Source organism: Fibrobacter sp., from assembly GCF_045112255.1.
Taxonomy (GTDB): Bacteria; Fibrobacterota; Fibrobacteria; order Fibrobacterales; family Fibrobacteraceae; genus Fibrobacter.
The window spans coordinates 48,139-64,820 of record NZ_JBGUHR010000040.1; the positions used below are offsets into that span (position 1 = coordinate 48,139).

At 48.9% G+C, this 16,682-nt stretch carries 14 protein-coding genes; 4 read left to right on the top strand and 10 right to left on the bottom strand.

The window, feature by feature from the left end:
- Positions 1 to 72: 72 nt before the first annotated feature.
- The 3 genes from ACJMM9_RS04840 to ACJMM9_RS04850 form a co-directional block, all read right to left on the bottom strand.
- A complete protein-coding gene (locus ACJMM9_RS04840) occupies positions 73 to 825 on the bottom strand; it encodes a tRNA (guanine-N7)-methyltransferase (protein ID WP_173466156.1) in 753 nt (250 codons plus the stop codon).
- Between the two features lie 239 nt (positions 826 to 1,064).
- The gene (locus ACJMM9_RS04845; protein ID WP_405324345.1) at positions 1,065 to 1,952 is read right to left on the bottom strand and encodes an MBL fold metallo-hydrolase; all 888 of its coding nucleotides are present in this window, start codon (positions 1,950 to 1,952) and stop codon (positions 1,065 to 1,067) included.
- A gap of 99 nt (positions 1,953 to 2,051) precedes the next feature.
- Positions 2,052 to 2,636 carry a hypothetical protein gene (locus ACJMM9_RS04850; RefSeq protein WP_405324347.1) on the bottom strand — a complete coding sequence of 195 codons (585 nt, stop codon included), beginning with the start codon at positions 2,634 to 2,636 and terminating at the stop codon, positions 2,052 to 2,054.
- A gap of 193 nt (positions 2,637 to 2,829) precedes the next feature.
- On the opposite strand from ACJMM9_RS04850, the gene ACJMM9_RS04855 reads away from it, so the two are divergent.
- On the top strand, positions 2,830 to 3,636 hold the full coding sequence (locus ACJMM9_RS04855; protein WP_405324349.1) for an exodeoxyribonuclease III: 807 nt from the start codon (positions 2,830 to 2,832) through the stop codon (positions 3,634 to 3,636).
- A gap of 69 nt (positions 3,637 to 3,705) precedes the next feature.
- Here ACJMM9_RS04855 and ACJMM9_RS04860 read toward each other — a convergent pair whose 3' ends face one another.
- The 4 genes from ACJMM9_RS04860 to ACJMM9_RS04875 form a co-directional block, all read right to left on the bottom strand.
- Positions 3,706 to 4,356, bottom strand: coding sequence for a hypothetical protein (locus ACJMM9_RS04860; protein ID WP_405324351.1), 651 nt, complete (start codon positions 4,354 to 4,356; stop codon positions 3,706 to 3,708).
- 196 nt (positions 4,357 to 4,552) lie between these two features.
- The gene (locus ACJMM9_RS04865) at positions 4,553 to 5,854 is read right to left on the bottom strand and encodes a pyridoxal phosphate-dependent aminotransferase (protein ID WP_405324353.1); all 1,302 of its coding nucleotides are present in this window, start codon (positions 5,852 to 5,854) and stop codon (positions 4,553 to 4,555) included.
- Between the two features lie 507 nt (positions 5,855 to 6,361).
- Positions 6,362 to 7,780, bottom strand: a complete 1,419-nt coding sequence (locus ACJMM9_RS04870; RefSeq protein WP_405324355.1) for a diguanylate cyclase domain-containing protein — start codon at positions 7,778 to 7,780, stop codon at positions 6,362 to 6,364.
- Positions 7,781 to 9,193: a diguanylate cyclase domain-containing protein gene (locus tag ACJMM9_RS04875; RefSeq protein WP_405324357.1), complete on the bottom strand. Its 1,413-nt coding sequence runs from the start codon at positions 9,191 to 9,193 to the stop codon at positions 7,781 to 7,783.
- A gap of 146 nt (positions 9,194 to 9,339) precedes the next feature.
- Between ACJMM9_RS04875 and ACJMM9_RS04880 the strand changes: the two genes are divergently transcribed.
- Positions 9,340 to 9,756: a type I restriction enzyme HsdR N-terminal domain-containing protein gene (locus tag ACJMM9_RS04880; protein ID WP_405324359.1), complete on the top strand. Its 417-nt coding sequence runs from the start codon at positions 9,340 to 9,342 to the stop codon at positions 9,754 to 9,756.
- 155 nt (positions 9,757 to 9,911) lie between these two features.
- Here ACJMM9_RS04880 and xseA read toward each other — a convergent pair whose 3' ends face one another.
- Positions 9,912 to 11,210, bottom strand: a complete 1,299-nt coding sequence (gene xseA, locus ACJMM9_RS04885) for an exodeoxyribonuclease VII large subunit (RefSeq protein ID WP_405324361.1) — start codon at positions 11,208 to 11,210, stop codon at positions 9,912 to 9,914.
- 104 nt (positions 11,211 to 11,314) lie between these two features.
- Here xseA and ACJMM9_RS04890 point away from each other — a divergent pair, with 104 nt between their 5' ends.
- Positions 11,315 to 11,518 (top strand): type II toxin-antitoxin system Phd/YefM family antitoxin, encoded by a 204-nt coding sequence (locus ACJMM9_RS04890; RefSeq protein WP_254794303.1) that lies wholly within the window; start codon positions 11,315 to 11,317, stop codon positions 11,516 to 11,518.
- 157 nt (positions 11,519 to 11,675) lie between these two features.
- On the top strand, positions 11,676 to 13,478 hold the full coding sequence (locus tag ACJMM9_RS04895) for an FISUMP domain-containing protein (RefSeq protein WP_405324363.1): 1,803 nt from the start codon (positions 11,676 to 11,678) through the stop codon (positions 13,476 to 13,478).
- A gap of 228 nt (positions 13,479 to 13,706) precedes the next feature.
- Here ACJMM9_RS04895 and ACJMM9_RS04900 read toward each other — a convergent pair whose 3' ends face one another.
- On the bottom strand, positions 13,707 to 15,149 hold the full coding sequence (locus tag ACJMM9_RS04900) for an NADH-quinone oxidoreductase subunit N (RefSeq protein WP_405324365.1): 1,443 nt from the start codon (positions 15,147 to 15,149) through the stop codon (positions 13,707 to 13,709).
- 11 nt (positions 15,150 to 15,160) lie between these two features.
- Complete coding sequence (locus ACJMM9_RS04905; RefSeq protein WP_405324367.1) at positions 15,161 to 16,675, bottom strand: NuoM family protein; 1,515 nt, start codon at positions 16,673 to 16,675, stop codon at positions 15,161 to 15,163.
- Between the last annotated feature and the right edge of the window lie 7 nt (positions 16,676 to 16,682).

Here is a 16,682-nt window from a genome sequence, read left to right on the forward strand (position 1 = left end):
TTAGTTATTAGTCATTAGTTATTAGTTGTTGCTATTGCTATTGACTACTGACTAATGACCATTGACTAAGTTCTACTTCTCAAACTCAATAATACTTCTATAAATAGGTCTGCCTTCTTTCTTGTACTTGCGTTCGAATCCGGTCATGATGCCTTCGGTAGGTTCTGCCGTATTGCGGACAAGTACCTTGCAAGTCGGATAGGCATCGAACGTTTCAAGGGCGATTTCGTTGTATTCCTTGTGGTCGGTGCCCCAGTAGAAAATGCGCTTGCCCGGCTTTAGGCAACGGGCGACTTCATCGAGGAAATCGGGGCGCAGCAAGCGGTTCTTGTGGTGGCGTTCCTTTGGCCATGGGTCCGGGAAATACATGTGGAATGCGTCCACGGTATTGTCCTTTACGGCGTCACGCAAGAAGTAGAAAACGTCGCCGCGCAACATGGCGGCGTTACCCTGAGCGACGATGCCGCGCTTTTCCATGCGTTCGTGCGCAAATGCGGCCCACGTGAAATCCCATTCGCTACCCATGATAAAGTAGTCCGGGTGCTTCTCGGCGTAATCGGTCATGAAGTTGCCCTTGCCACTTCCGATTTCGACTTCGATGTGTCCGTTTTCATTCGGGAACATGTCCTTCCAGGTGAAGTCGAGCTTGTGTGGTTTTCCGTCTGGCGTTTTGATGGGCTTGCGGTCGCCATTCGTGCGGAACACGTAATGCCAAAGCGCCTTCATTTGCGGATCCTGACTCAAGTCGCGGTAAAATTCCGGAATCACGACTTCCTTCGGAGCCTTTTCTTCTTCTAAAATTTCGTTGTTGGTTTCTTCTGCCATGTTTTTTGTTCCTATTAAACTTTACTGGATCCTTCGTTCCAAACGTAGATACGAGAAATAATGGTTCCCATCGCCTTCGGCTCCAGGATGACGCCGTTCATGCTTTTGTTCGTCATCCTCCGCTAGGAGGATCCATACAATTCAAAATCTGCAATGTATGGATTCCCTCTTTCGCTACGCTCAGTCGAGAATGACTTTTTCAGCCTTCCTACCGCCTACATTCTACTGTCAACTTCCTGCTAAATAAACGCTACGATTCTCTCCTTGAACTTGTCCGGGATGGCCTTGTCAAGCATCTCGCGAATGTGCCTTTCGGAATACTTCATCGAGAAGTGGCTCAAGATGATTTTTTCGCACTTGATTTCGTCGTCAAGCTCGTTGAGCGCATGCACGATATCTTTCAAGTGGCTGTGGCCCTTCTTTTTGCTCATCGCCTCTTCGCCGTCGTCGAGGAACGTGCATTCCGTAATCAGCACCTTCGACTGGAAAACGCGGCTGTTGTCGAGCAGACTTTCGCCAAGGCAATCGCCCATAAAGCTCACGAGCGGCTCGTAAACTTCACGCGTGATTTCGACCCCGTTCTTGCGAAGTTCGATAATTTCAGTTGGCGTCTTTCCCAGGAATTCTTCCTTGAGCTTCTTTTTGTAAAAGTAGAGCGTACCGCCCATCGCTGGGATGGAGTGCTTGACTTCGAACGCTTCGAGCGCGAGATCCTTGCGGTATCTCAAAAATTGCAGTTCGCCTGCGGAGACCGGTTCAATTTCCGGGTAACGGAATTTCGATTCGCCAACGCCTTCGAACAAAGCTTCAGCCTTGATCCATGCCTTTGCGTTTTCGCTTACGCATTCGGGCATGTAATAAACGCTGTCGCGTTCGACACCCATCATCTTGCGCAAACTGTGGTGACGCATCAGACAACGGGCATGGTCGCCGTGCGCATGCGTCAGGAACACGTGGTTCAGGGGAATCGCCGAGAGCGGGCATTCACCCATGTCAATGCAAAAATCCAGCTCTGGAATTTGGATGTACGTCGCAAGTCCAGAAATCGAAAATCCGGAAATGGGCGAACAGGGCGTATCGACGTGGATCTGCCGCAGAGCGTTGTGTATGTACTTATTTTCGTTCACTTTTTTACCGTTCGATAATTTAGCAAAAAAGAGAATCAAAAAAATGACACAAAAAAAAGCAGCCCCTTAAGAGCTGCTAAAAACTTGTTCGATTTGTTTTTATCGGTTTGCGATGATTCTATCGAATTCTGTGCAGGACATGGTCTCGATGTTTACGCCCATAGCCTTGCTTCGGGTTCTGTCATTACCCTTTTTTTCTGGGATGCGGAAGCAGTAGTCGTACTTGTTTCCCTTATCGGTTGGAATACCCATTTTGAAAATGCGGAGTCTTTCAGATCCCTTGTTTGTAATTTCGTGATAATCGTAAGTGTTCTTGATCCGTTCAAGACGCTTTTCCTGGCTGAATTCTAGTTCATTTGCGATCGGCCCTTCAAGGTAGATCGGGAGGGAGTTCTGGAAGCGGAGTTCAAGCTTGCCGTTTGTTTTTACAATTGATGTTTCGGAAGGCTTGATCAAGTAGCGTTGCTGCGGGATGTTCTTATAGGCGATGTTGTGACGGCTTGCCTTGCGGACCCCACAAACTTCACGCATGTCGGGGTTTGCGACAAAGTCGATGTCGCGGCAAATTGGCGGGAGGTCGGTTGGGATAACGAGTTCTTCCCCTTTTTGCGCAGAAGAACCTGCACAACCGGCTAAGAACGAAATTGCAAGAAAACAAGAGGACAACAAGATTTTATTCTTCATGTTTTCAAATATAAGATTATTAGACATATTTGTGAAATTTTTTTTGAAAATGAATAAAATAGGTGTGTTTTTCTGTACAAAAATGCATTTTTGTAAACATTTATAAACTTTTTGCCTGTGTAGAGGGCTTTGTACCCTTTGGATATTCAAAAAATATTCTATCTTTGGCTGTAAAATTGAGATTGGGGTCAAAATGAAGATCTACAGCTGGAACGTCAACGGTATTCGTTCCGTACTGAAAAAAGGCTTTGAAGATTGGTTCACTGCGACCGATCCCGATGTGCTTTGCCTTCAGGAAGTCCGCGCCGAAAAAAGCCAGGTTGCTGAAGTGGCAAGCCGTGAAGGCTATTATACCTACTGGAACGCTTGCAAGCGCAAGAAGGGTTACAGTGGTGTGGCCGTGTATTCAAAGATTGAACCGGATGCGGTCAATTACGGCTTTGACATCGAGGAATTCGATGAAGAAGGCCGTGTGCTCCAGCTGGTGTTCCCGGACTGGGTGCTCAACTGCATTTATTTCCCGAATGGTGGCCAGGGCGATGACCGCTTGGATTACAAGCTTCGCTTCTACGACGCGTTCCTTGAAAATTCCAAGCAGTGGTTGCGCGATGGCAAGCATGTGGTGACTGTCGGTGACTACAATACCTGCCACAAGGAAATCGATATTGCCCGCCCGAAGGAAAACGAGAACGTGAGCGGTTTCTTGCCGATTGAACGTGCTTGGATGGACAAGTACGTTGAAAACGGCTTTGTCGATACGTTCCGCACATTGCATCCGGATACACGCGATGCCTATTCCTGGTGGTCGAACCGCTTTGGCGCCCGTGAACGAAACGTCGGTTGGCGTTTGGACTATGGCTTTGTCGATGCGGCGTTGATGCCCAATGTCGTAAGCTCCGAAATCCTGAGCGATGTAAAGGGTTCGGACCACTGCCCGATTTGCCTGGAACTCGAACCGCCGTTCCTCCCGATTCCCATAAAGAAATCAGACGACGTTTAGCAGCTAAAGTAATTTAATGAAGAAACTCCCGACATTTGCCGGGAGTTCTTTTTTGTGGAAATATTATTCTTAATCGAAGTTGTAGAAAAGAGATATGCTGAATGCCGTTGGTTCATCGATTCTTTTGGGCTTGTGTCGGTTGCCTCCTGTAATCTCTATGGATGCATCCAGAGTCACATTGTCAGAAAGCTCGATCTTTGCTCCTATATCAAAGATGACACCGAAATTAGTGGAAGTGATTTCGGTGGAACTGTTGTAGGGGGCTTCTTTACCCTTGATGATTTCGAGGGCTGTGTAAATTGTAAAGCTTTTGAACAAAATGTCGATTTCGGTACCAAAGTGGAGGAATTCATTAATCCATTCGTCGCCCAGCATGATGCCAATATACTTGGACCATATAACGCTTGTGAAAATGTTAGAATGCTGCATGCCCAAATCGACAGCAAAATTACCTTGTTTTAAATAGTTTGTGCCTGGCAGGTAGGCGTCTACATAGAGGCTGAATCCCGTTGAAAGCTGAAATTTCGACCCGAATTGTGAATTCATAATACCGAATAGATTGGATTCGTCAATTTCCTCATGGGGACTGTCGATGCTGAAGATTCCAAAAGGTACAATTGCAGAAAGTTCAAGCCAGCTAAACGGTGAAAAACGGGCGCCAACAGTAAGCTTCGGACCTGACATTGGATCCATAGTCAGGTAGCTGATTTGGCCAGCCATTTGGATAGAGCCTTCTGTTTGGATGGGAAGGTTGTCCCATGACGCATGAGACAAAGTTGCTAATAAAGCAAAACCGGTGATTAATTTTTTGATCATACTTTCATTCGTTTATTTGTTTTTATGCAATATATAAAATAAAAAAGTCCTGACACTTTGTGTGTCAGGACCTTAGCAACTAAAAACTATTGACCAATAACTAACTATGCAGATATTCGATGATCGCGTCGTGAATCGTGGTGAACACGCTGCGGAGTTCGTCTTCGTCTTCTTCCAAAAGCGTCACGCGGAAGCCCTTGAGGTCCGTGCAGAAGCTCGTGCTCGGCACAACGCAGATGCCCTTTGCGCCCAAGAGATAGTACACGAAGCGGTAGTCGAGATTCGTCGTCTTGCTGCACCATTCTTCGACTTTCTTCTTGATAATCGGATTGTCGATTTTTAGCGTCTGGTGATTGTTGAGAGTCCCTTCGCGGAAGATGATGGTGTTGTAGAATGCGCCGTAAGTCGGGTTGAAGTAAAGCTCCGGAATGTCCGAAAGGATTTCGTTGATGATTGCACTGCGGCGGCCAATCTTTTCGTTCAATGCCTTGCGGTGTTCCATGAAACGAGGATCCCCGAGAACGCGCGGAATCGTCATCTGCGGGAGCGTCGTCGAGCAGACTTCCACCATCTTTGCGTTGTCGATAGCGCGGCAGAAGGCGTCGAACTGTTCGTCCTTGTCGCGGTTGTAGTATTCAGCCCAGCCGCAACGAGCGCCCGGCCACGGGTATTCCTTGGAAATGCCCTTGAGCGCAATGCCCGGAACGTCGCCAATGTATTCGGCGAGTGCGTAAGCGTGTGCGCCGTTGTACGTAATCTTGTTGTAGATTTCGTCGCAGATGATGAATAGGCCATAGCGCTTTGCGATATCGACCATCTTCTGGAGGATTTCGAGCGGGTAGACCATGCCGGTCGGATTGTCCGGGTTCAGAATCAGGATGCCCGCGATGCTCGGGTTGTACTTGACCTTATTCTCGAGTTCTTCGAGGTCCGGGTACCAGTGGTTTTCCGGCTGCAAACGGTAAGTGATAGGAGCCGTGTGGGCGTGGGCGGCTTCGGCAGAGCTATGCGTTGAGTATGCCGGTGCCGGTCCGATGATACGGGTGTTCATCGACAAAAGGCTATAAATGGTGGCTATTGCGTCGCCGAGACCGTTGAAGAACACGATATCATCAACATTGATCTGGGCGCCACCGAGCTTGTTGTTCTCTTTTACCAAGAATTCGCGCGTCTCGAGCATGCCCTTGGACGGGCAGTAGCCGTAGCTGCGGTTTGTGCGGACGAGGTCAACGACAATGTCCTTGATCCAGTCGGGAACTTGACATTTCTTTTCAATCGGGTCGCCGATGTTTTCCCAATGGATTGGCAAGCCGAGTGCCTTGAGCTGGTTTGCCTTCTTCACGATCTCGCGGATTTCGTAAGAAAGTTCCTTAGCACCTTCGCTCAACAATCTTCTACGCATTTTAGACTCCTATAGCGGTATCGAAAATTCACTTTTTACTGCGTAATTATAGAATAATATTCATTCTGTAATGTTTTACCTGCGTCATCCTGAACCCGGATTTTTAATTCTGCGTCATCCTGAGCCTTGAATATTACTCCAACGTCATCCTGAACCCTGTAAAGGGCGATATATGAAACTAGGCACTTTAGTGCCTTAGTTGAATTAGGTTCGAAGGAGCAGGATCCAGAGCTTTATTAGGTAAGAATTTTCGATTCCTTGTTTTATGGTTAAAGTTTTAGGGTAAAAAAATAAAGCAGCCGTTTGCGGGGCTGCCCTTGAAACTTTTAATCTGAGTTTTTCGCGTTAAGCTTTACAGATCTTGGTTTCTTTGGACAGCCCCATAATAGCTCGGGCTGCCGCCGGGCTTGCTGCAATCGCTGTTGCTGCGATGGTGTTCTGTCCAAAGATATTCATGTGCAAAAATATAGTTCCGACTAAAGCAAATGTCAAGAGCGTTTTGCGGCTTTATAAAAAACGCCTTCTGTTGGCGGGGAACCGGTCGTAGTAACGCTTCTTGTCTTCGTACATGAGTACGTCTGCTTTATGCATGGCCGTGCGGATGTCGCCCCCATTTGCATCGTAGTAGAAACCGACTGCAAAACTGACGTTACCAGGAATCATCGATTCTTCGCGAATCCTATTGACTTTGTCTTCGAGTTCATTCTTTGGCTTGTCTAGGGCAATGACCAAGAATTCGTCGCCGCCCGCGCGGTAAAGCTCGCAGTCGCTGAAATAGCTCCTTAAAATCTGGGAGGCATCTTTCAGTAGCTTGTCGCCTGCTTCGTGCCCCTGATTGTCGTTTGTTGATTTGAGACCGTTCAAGTCTGCAAAGATGACGCCTAGAGAGTTGAACTGTACTTCTCCGTTCAGGAATTGTGTAACCCTGTTGTTCATGGAATTACGGTTCATGGCACCTGTCAGGAGGTCTATGCGGCTGAGAGTTTCAAGTTTTCCTAGTAACTGGTAGTTTGCTATTTCTGAAGCTACAAAGAATGCGGTCAGTTCAAGCGTTTCCCTGATGATCAGTGTATTTGACGTGTTGAAATTTGCAACCCAGATAAAGCCGATGGTCGTACCGTTGTGTTCCAAAGGCAAAAGAACAAGACTTTTGACATTTGCTCCCGTGAGAGATTCGTACCATGTCGGGTTTGCTTTATGGATAACTTCAAGATCGTATTGGTTCTTGATCATCAGGCAGTTGCTGCCGGCGAGCGTGTCTATCCAGGATTTTGCGAATTCAACAAAGTCCTGGTCCTTGAAATCGCGAATGGAATGTAGGTTTGAATCTTTTTTCAGTGCGTCGCTGAATACGGACCAGGTGTGTTCATTGAAGTCTGTCAGCAATACGCAGCAGTAGCTGGCATCACAAATTTGGCGGATGTCCTCGATGACTTCGTCCATCGTCTTTTGCAAATCTGCGGCGCCGCGTAGCTTGATGCAGGTCTGTAAAACATTGGAAGAAGTTTTCGCCGAAATATTGGACATGGCTTCAATGTTTTCTTCGAAAGAAATCTCTTGCGAGTAACTGCAATATGCCTTTTTCGGATCATCGATGCTGAGAGGCATCATGTACAGGTTTATGCAGAAGTTGTAACGTTCAGGGCGAATGTAGGCGTGAACGGGCTTTTTCTTGATGGCGCATTCGTAGCAGAAGTTTTCGAAGTTGAGTTCCTTCTTCATGTATCGTTCGTAACTACTGCCAGGAATGAATTTTTCCTTAAAGACGACATTGCCGTCTTTGTCGACTTTTTCCATGGCGCGAATATAGAGGCTGTTCGCGGCTTCGATGCGTATGGTCCCAATTTTGTCGTCATCGCGTTTTTCGACCGACAAAATGCTTGTCATCGTATGAAATTTATCTACAAATTTCTGCAAGTCCATCATTTAACGATTCCTGCATTCAGGGTGTCTATCATAAAAAGCTTTTTTATCTTCGTACATGCGGGAATCTGCTTCATGCATGGCCGCACGAATATCGCCGCCGTTCTCTTCATAGTAAAAGCCAATGGCAAAGCTGATGTTGTTCGGATCGTCCGATTTCTTTTGGAGAGTCTCGACTTTGCTGCTTAGGACATCTTTAGGAGTTTCCATGTCGATAATCAGGAACTCGTCGCCACCGGCGCGGTAGATATCGCTTTTGCTGAATGTTGTTTTTAGAATTTCGGCAGCGTCCACCAAAAGCTTGTCACCGGCGTTGTGGCCTATTTTGTCGTTTACAGTTTTGAGGCTGTTCAGGTCTGCAAAGATTATTCCGTAGGACATGGGCTTTCTTTCGCGCCCAGAAGCAATTTGGATTACGCGGTTGTTCATCGCGTTGCGGTTTTTTACGCCTGTCAAGAGGTCTGTCGAACTCAACGTTTCAAGCCTTTGGAGCAATTTGTAGTTTGCAATCTCCGAGGCGATAAAGTATGTTGAAAGTTCAAGTGTTTCCTTGATATGGTCTGTTTCCTCGGGGGCGAAATTGGAGGCCCAGATAAACCCTATGGTCTCGTCGTTGTGCCTGAGCGGGAAGAGGGCGATCCTATGGATGCCTGCCGATTTAATGGATTCGTACCAATGGGGACTGCGTACCTTGATATCTTCTATTTCCTTTTCGTCCTTGATAATCAGGCAGGTGCTACCATTGATGATGTCTAGCCAAGATTTGGCGTAGTTGATGAAATCTTCGTTCAGGTAGTCTAAAAGTGTGTGTCTGCCGATTTCGGGTGCTGCATTTTCGCTGAGCAATGAGCATTTATGTGCCTTGAAATCCGTCAACATGATGCAACAGTAGTTGGCTTTGCTGATGTTGCGGATGTCTGCAATCACCTCGTCCATGGTTTTGAGGAAGTTCTTTGTGCTGCGGAGCTTGATGCAGGTCTTTAGAACGTCGGCGGTTGTCTTTGCGGAAAGGCTCTGCAAAGAATCCGTATTGAGTTCTGTTGAGATTTCCTGCGTGTAGGTGCAGTAGCATTTGAACGGGTCTTCAAAATCGAGCGGCAGGCTAAAGATGTTGAACCAGACATCGAACCTTTCTGGGTGGATGTAGGCGTGCATCGGCTTTTTGAGGATGGCGCTGCTGTAAATGAAATGTTCGAAATTCAGGTCCTTGGGAATGTATTTTGTGTATTCCTGGCCTGGCACGAACTTATTGCCGAAAGGCATATCTACAAGGTTGTCGTTATTTTTTTTGAAGGAGTCGATATAAGCCTTGTTGCCGACTTCAATGCACATTTTGCCATAGCCGTTGGGCTTTTTCTCAACGGACATGATGCAGGTCATCGAATCGAATTGATCAACGTATTCCTGTAAATCCATGATTGCTCCTTCTTTGACCAAAAAGCCTCTATAAAAATAGTATGAATAAATTGATTCGGCTTATCTGATTTTACACTTTTTGAATGATTCGTTTGAAATAGTGTCTTTTTCCTTCATGATTCTGTGATTTTTTTATATTCTCGCCAATGACTCACGATACGCTGTTTGATCCGATCCGTAAAAAAGAGGTTCCCGCTACGCCTGAAGAACATGTCCGTCAGGCGACGGTGCGCTATTTGCTTGATGTGGTGAAGGTGCCGGAACACTTGATTGCGGTGGAATTCCCACTTTCGTCGATTGATGTGAAGACGGCTGATCGCGTGGATATCATGGTGCACAATTTTCGGGCGGGGGCGCCTCTTGCAAAGCCGTGGCTCCTGGTGGAATGCAAGGCTCCGGGCGAATACACATGGCCTGTGTTGCAGCAACAGCTGAACAAGTATTTGCAAATTTTGACGCCGAATTACGTGATGCTTGCGCTAGGCGATGCTGTGCGCTATTTTGAGCTGGATTCCGTGACGCACCGCTTCAAGAAAATTGAAAGTTTGCCAATGTTTGGTTAGGTGTCATCTTCGACCGTACTGCTAACGTCATTGCGAGGAGCGTAGCAAGCCTGCCACGAGCAAAGCGTGGTGGAAGCAATCTCCGAAACCTAGTCATCCTCGAACGAAGTGAGGGGATCCATAATTTCTTGTTTTACGATTGCGACGTAATCCAGTTATTTTACCACAGACAAAACATCCCCGTCGGCGAGGCGTGTCTTGATGGTGTCGCCGCTTTTAAGCTGGCTTGCCTTGCGGATAAATTTGCCGTTTTCATCTAGCGTGAGCGAATAGCCCTTGGCGAGAGTCGTCTTGGGGTCAGCGTTTTTGACTTTTTCGTTCACGAGTTCGAACTGCGATTTCGCGAGGTCGAGAATCTTGCGGGAACCTTGCTTTAAACCTTCGCGGTTGCGGTCGAGGCGCTCGTGTTCGGATTTTATATAAAATGCGGTGTCCTTCTTGATGGAGGCGGCCATCAGCACATGCTTCGATTTCTCGTTCTGGATGAACCCGAAAACTTTTTGCTGGAGCTGGTTCCCCATTGTGCTGAGTCGCTTGTTGCTTTCAGTGAGTAGGTCGCGGGCGCCATCGGCGATGCTTGCCATCGCATCTGTCATGCGGTTCCAGCTGTCTGTGACGCGTTCCACGAGACGTTTCGCGCAATCTGTCGGTGTGATGCACGAGAGGTACGCTACTTCGTCCAGAAGGCAGCGGTCGATTTCGTGACCGATTCCCGTAAAGACGGGGGTGGGGTAGTTGGCGACCGCGCGGCAAAGCGCTTCGCTATCAAAGAAGTTCAAGTCCGTCTTGGCGCCGCCACCGCGCACGATGCAGACGACATCTAAATTGGGGTCGCCTTGGAGCTGTTCCAGTGCGGCGATGATGCTCCCTTCAGTTTCGTTCCCTTGCATTCGTGCATAGACGGTCGTGACTTCGAATGCAAACGGCGAGGCTTCAAGTCGCGTGGTGAAGTCCTTGTACGCGGCCGTGTTTTCGCCGGTGATAAGCCCCACGCGGAGTGGCATATCGGCAAGTTCGAGTTGCTTGTTCTTTTCGAGCAAGCCTTCCATCGCAAGGCGCTTCAAAATGGCGCTTTTGGTCAGTGCAAGTTCGCCAATTGTGTAAACCGGGTCGATGTCCAGAATTTGCGCTTGCAGCTTCCCGTACGGGATGTACAGTTCTGCACGTACGAGAAAATTGACTTTCAAGTCGTGCTTGAGCGTAAACGGCTGCGAAAGGCTAGAAATCTTGGCGAGAATCGCATCGTACTTGGCGGTGTAGCAGTAAAGGGCAAGGGTGGCTTTCGGCTTCACGTCACCATCGGCAAAGTCCGCAATGCTCAGGTATACGCCCGACGGCTTTTCCGCAATTTGCGAAATGACCCCATGCACCCAAACCGCAGGGGTAGCCTCTACGGTGTTCTTGAGCGAACGCATGTACTGCGTGACCGAAAATGTACGAACTTCTTGATCCATTTATTGGGGGCGCCTTTGACGTTAACCATAATAATAATTAAATTCTGTATGAAAAATTATGGATCCTCCTGGCGGAGGATGACGTTGGGGAAAAAGGACTCGCCGTGTCGAAAGTTGTTTCTGCAATGGATATGCGTCAGAATTTTGGGACGCTCTTGAACCAGGTCGCCATCAAGGACGAAGAAATCGTCATTGAACGCGCTGGCAAGCCTTTGGCACGCCTCGTGAGCATGAATTCCGCCACAAGTGGAAAGCTGGACTTCCGCGATATCGGCAAGCTCCCGAACGACATTTGGAATGAATTTTAGGCTGAATTTTCGCCTAACCTTCATGTAATTTTGTTGTCAAAATCCTTGACAATTTCTTTCGCATAGCCTATATTTTATTTGTGATGTTTTTATACTTACAAAAAACTTACTTTCGTTACTTTCTGTACATATGAGTTTAACCTAAAGGATCAATAACATGAATACAAGAACCCAAAAGATGCTTATTGCGCTTGCAGGTACATTGTCTGCAACGGCTCTTTTGACCGCTTGCGGTGAAGAACTTGACCAACTTACAAATGCCGATTTAAATACGGTTGCTTCATTTAAAGACCTGGGCGATTGTAATTCCAAAAACAAAGGCCGTATGGTTTATGTCGATAGTTCCGATGCTATTTACTTTTGTTCCGACAGTGTCTGGAAAAAGGTGAGTCTCTCTGATGTCAAGGACTCTGACGGCAAGAATGGTAAAGATGGCTCAGACGGCAAAGACGGTAAAAATGGGGTAAATGGAACATCCTGTACCGTAGAGCCTCTGAAAGACGGTTCTGGATATGACGTGCTATGCGGTGGCAAAAAGGTCGGGACTCTCTTGAATGGTAAGGACGGTGCTAAAGGAGCCGATGGCAAAAACGGAACCAATGGCTCAAATGGCGCAAACGGCAAGTCTGCTTACGAAATCGCAAAGGAGAACGGTTTCAAGGGAACTGAAGCCGAGTGGCTTGCTTCGCTGGCGGGCGCACAGGGGTCAAGTTGCTCCATCAAGGTCAATGAACAAAAGAACGGTTACGATTTGACTTGTGGTGATAAAACTGTTACGATCACGAATGGAAAAGACGGCGAAAGCGTTACCGGCCCTGCGGGCGAAAGCTGCTCGACCAAGTCGGTCGAAGGCGGCGTTGAAATAACCTGTGGCAAATCCGAACCGGTCGTCATCAAGGACGGCACAAATGGAAAAGATGCCAGTGACGATGCTTGCAGGGTTGTTGGCGACAAGGGTGGAGTCGTTACGCTCGAGTGTGGCAAGGGTGAGAATGTCCAGATTGAAAAGTTCTACAAGGCAACGTGCAACAACGAGCCTTTTGATCCGGAAACTCACTTCTGCTATTTCAATGAAAAAGAAGGAGTCTTTTCTGTCCTTGAAAAGTGTGGCGGAAAATCCTATAATCCTAGCGATGTCATCTGTGAGGACGGAAAACGACTGAAGTCGTGCCCTTCGGAATGCAATTCTGAAGATTGCGAAGATCGTCTCTATGACATGGATGCTCAGTTCTGTTATGCTAAGGTTGTGTATGACCTGTGCGACGGCAAGGATTACAACCCTATGAAGTTTGAATGCGTAGAAAACGAATTACAGAAATATACTTGTGGAGAAAGTGAATATGACCTTGAAACGCAGTTCTGCGCAAAGCGAGGCGAAGTTGTGGAACGCGTTTACAAGAAGGTGAAAATCGGCGAACAGACCTGGATGGCCGAAAACCTGAGCTATGAAACTGATGACAGCTGGTGCGGTGGCAGTACCAAAAGTCCTGATTATGAGGGAGCTGACTGTGACATCTACGGTCGCCTGTATACCTGGCAAGCTGCTGTGGACAAGTTCGAGTGCAGCCGTTTCAGATGCGACCTTGGATCGGGCTATGTTCAGGGGGCTTGTCCGGACGGCTGGCACGTGCCGAGCCAAGAGGAATGGGAGACCCTGATCGAGGCTGTGGGCGGGAGTTCCACGGCGGGTCAGAAACTCAAGGCTCAGACTCTCTGGAGAGCCGTCGATGACATCGTGAACGAGGACGCCTACGGTTTCTCGGCGCTCCCTGCTGGCTACAAGTTTGTCAATTTTACCTTCGCCAAAGCTGGCGGCAGCTGCGGCTTCTGGGGAACCACGCAGTGGGATGAAGAAGAAAACTACGGCTACAGAGTGACCCTGGGTAGCAGCCATGACAAAGCGAACGGGGCCTACCAGCAAAAGGACTACGCCTTCTCTGTACGTTGCTTGCAGGACTAGCATGGAGGCGAATGCAGCGCAGAAATGCTCGCATTTCTGCATTGCTGAGCCGAACAGCGAGGGACTCCGTAGGAGTCCACTAGCATAGAGACGAATGCTGCGCTAAAAATATCGCCCGAGGTCAAATGACATCGGGTGTTTTTTATAAAAACGAAAAACGCCTCCGACCTAGTCAGAGGCTAAATTTTTGTCATTCTCCGTTAGGAGAATCCATACTTCTCGGCTTACTTAATTCGTGAATCCGGCAAAGATGTTATTGCTCAGGAACGGCAGGAATCCAAGAACGATCACGGCTGCGCTTAAGAGAATGATAACTTCGCGCTGGCGCTTGGTGAGGCGGAGCGGGTTCAAGTGTCCGTCCGGTTCATCGACCCAGGCTGCCTTGATAAGCTGCAAGTAGTAGAATAGTGCAATGACGTTGTTCAAGACGGCAAATGCGACGAGCGCATAGTGCCCTGTCGAAGCTCCGCTGAAGAACAGGTGGAACTTGCCGAAGAAGCCGGCGAGAGGCGGGATGCCTGCCAAGCTGAACATCGAAATTGCAAGGGCGATGGCGAGGCTCGGGTTCTGCTTTGAAAGTCCACGGAGCGACTGGAATGTCTCTTCACGGTGATGCCCGATGATGCCGAACACGAAGAATGCGAGGTAGTTCGAAACGGCATACACAAAGAGGTAATAGATGATTGCGGTCTTTGCTGTTGTTGCAGGGCCGAGCAAGGCGACCATGATGTAGCCTGCCTGAGCGATAGAGCTGTAAGCCATGAATCGGCGGAGGCGGCTTTGCTTTAATGCACCGAGGTTACCGACAAAGAGCGTGACGCCTGCGAGGAGCGCAATGAGCGGGGCCATCTTGTCTTGAATCGGGGAGAGCGGGCCATAGACGAGCACGACGAGGAATGCGATGGCGGTTGCCTTCGAGGTCACGGAAAGCACGGCGGTTACCGGCGTCGGAGCGCCTTCGTAAACGTCCGGAGCCCAGGTGTAGAACGGGAACAGCGTGAGCTTGAATCCGATACCGCAGAAGAGGAACAGCACGGCAATCCACAAGAGCGGGCTAGAACCGCTTGCAACAGCGGCTTGGATTTCGTTGAAGTGGAGGCTTCCTGCAAAACCGTAGAGGTAGCTGAAGCCGAACAGTTCAAATGCCGTGGCGACAGAACCCATCAAGATGTACTTGGTGGCTGCTTCGGAGCCGTACTGGTCGCGTTTGTTCCAGGCGGCAAGCGCGTACATCGGGATGGTTGCGATTTCAAGGCCGAGGAAGAACGTGAGCAAGTCGCATGCGCTCACGACCGTGAATCCGCCGAACGTCGCAAATGCGATGGCGCCGATGAATTCGGCAATCTGGTGCATGGGTGGCTTCTTGTCGGCGCCGTGTTCAAAGTAGTCCTTGGAAAGCCACATGCCAAGCAGAGCGCTCACCATGAGTACTTCGCGCATGAGCACGCCAAAGTCGTCCACTTTCCAGTTGCAGATAAAGAACTTGCCGTTGCCGCTCGCGAGCGGGATGACGTTCAGCAATAAGAAAATGGCGATAAAGCCGATGTTTGCCATGCGCCAAGGGACCTTGGACTGAGTAGTCACGAAAAGGCGTAGCCCGATTACGACGAACGGGAAAATCAGCAGCAAAACGTCAGGTAGAATGAAGTTTGGAATTGCAAAATTTGTCATAATTAAACCTACTATAAACCTGCCGATGAAATTTTTTCAAAGATAGGTGCAATGCTCTGGTCTAAGAGTTCCGAAATCCAGCCGGGGCAAACACCGATGAACAACAAGCAGGCAACGAGAACGACGATGACCAACTTTTCGCGGAAACATCCATCGGTGAGGCCTTCGTACTTCTGCGGGAGCGGGCCGTGAAGCATACGGTTCGCGGTTTGCAAAATGTAGACGGCGGTCGTCGTGATGGAGAGAATCGCAAGAATCGTCACGATGCGCGTGAGCGTGGAATCTTGCTGGAATGCGCCAATGAAGATTGTGCTTTCGGCAATGAATCCGCTAAAGCCCGGGAGGCCAAGACCTGCGAAACCGGCAAGCACAAAGCCTACGCCGAGGAACGGCATCTTGCGCATGATACCGCCCATTTCTGTGATGTCACGGGTGTGGGTGCGTTCGTAAATCATGCCGATGGTCGCGAAGAAAAGTCCTGTCAAGAATCCGTGCGAAATCATCTGGAGGCTAGCGCCACGAAGTCCAATTGGCGTGAGGGCTGCAAGTCCGAGGAAGATGAGGCCCAAGTGGCTGATGGAACTGTAAGCGGTAATGTACTTGAGGTCTTTGTGGCGGATGGCGATGAACGGGCCAAGAACCACGTTAAAGATGAGAAGCGCTACAACGTACGGGAGCCAAATCTTGGCGGCTTCGGGCATGAGGAACATGGCGACGCGGAGGCATCCGTAGGCACCCATTTTCATCATTACGCCGGCGGCGAGCATTGAAACCGCAGTCGGTGCGGCGGAGTGACCGTCCGGACTCCAGAAATGGAACGGGAAGAGCGAACTCGAAACGGCGAATCCCATGAACATGAGCGGGAATGCCCACATCTGGAAATCCATCGGGAGAGTCGTCTTTGCAATTTCAATGAGGTTCCAGCTTGTCGCGCCACTTTCGAAGTAAAGCCCGAAGAGCGTTGCAAGAATCATCGAAGAGCCAAACGCAAGCGTCAACGTGAGCTTTTTACCACCGTAATCGCGCTTGCCGCTGCCGTAGCAGGCAATCATCAGGTACATGCAGAGTGCTTCCATTTCGTAGAACACAAAGAAAAGCACCAAGTCAAAGCTCATGTACACGCCGTAAACGCTTGTGGCCAAGAGCTGAATAAGCGCAAAGAAAATCTTCTGATTCCCTTTAATCTTGAGGCTTACAAGTACGCCTGCCCAGACGATAAACGCCGTGAGCGCAAGCAACAGCATGTTGAGACCGTCAGCGCCAACAATGTAGTGTGCATTGAACATCGAGAGCCACGGAATGTCCGTGAAGAATCGGAGCGCAAGCGGTGCGGCTGCTGGATCTGTCGGCGTTCCCGAGAGGGCGTAGATGGCATAAGTCAAGTAGCAGACAATTGCAAGGACAATCGTTGCCGACGTGACGTGGATGGTTCGGAGCGTCTTTTCGTACGTGGCGGGAATCAGTACGCAGGCGAGAACCGTTAAGAGGGGGAGGACCCAAATGGAGTTAAAAAGTATTGTATTCATGGGTGCG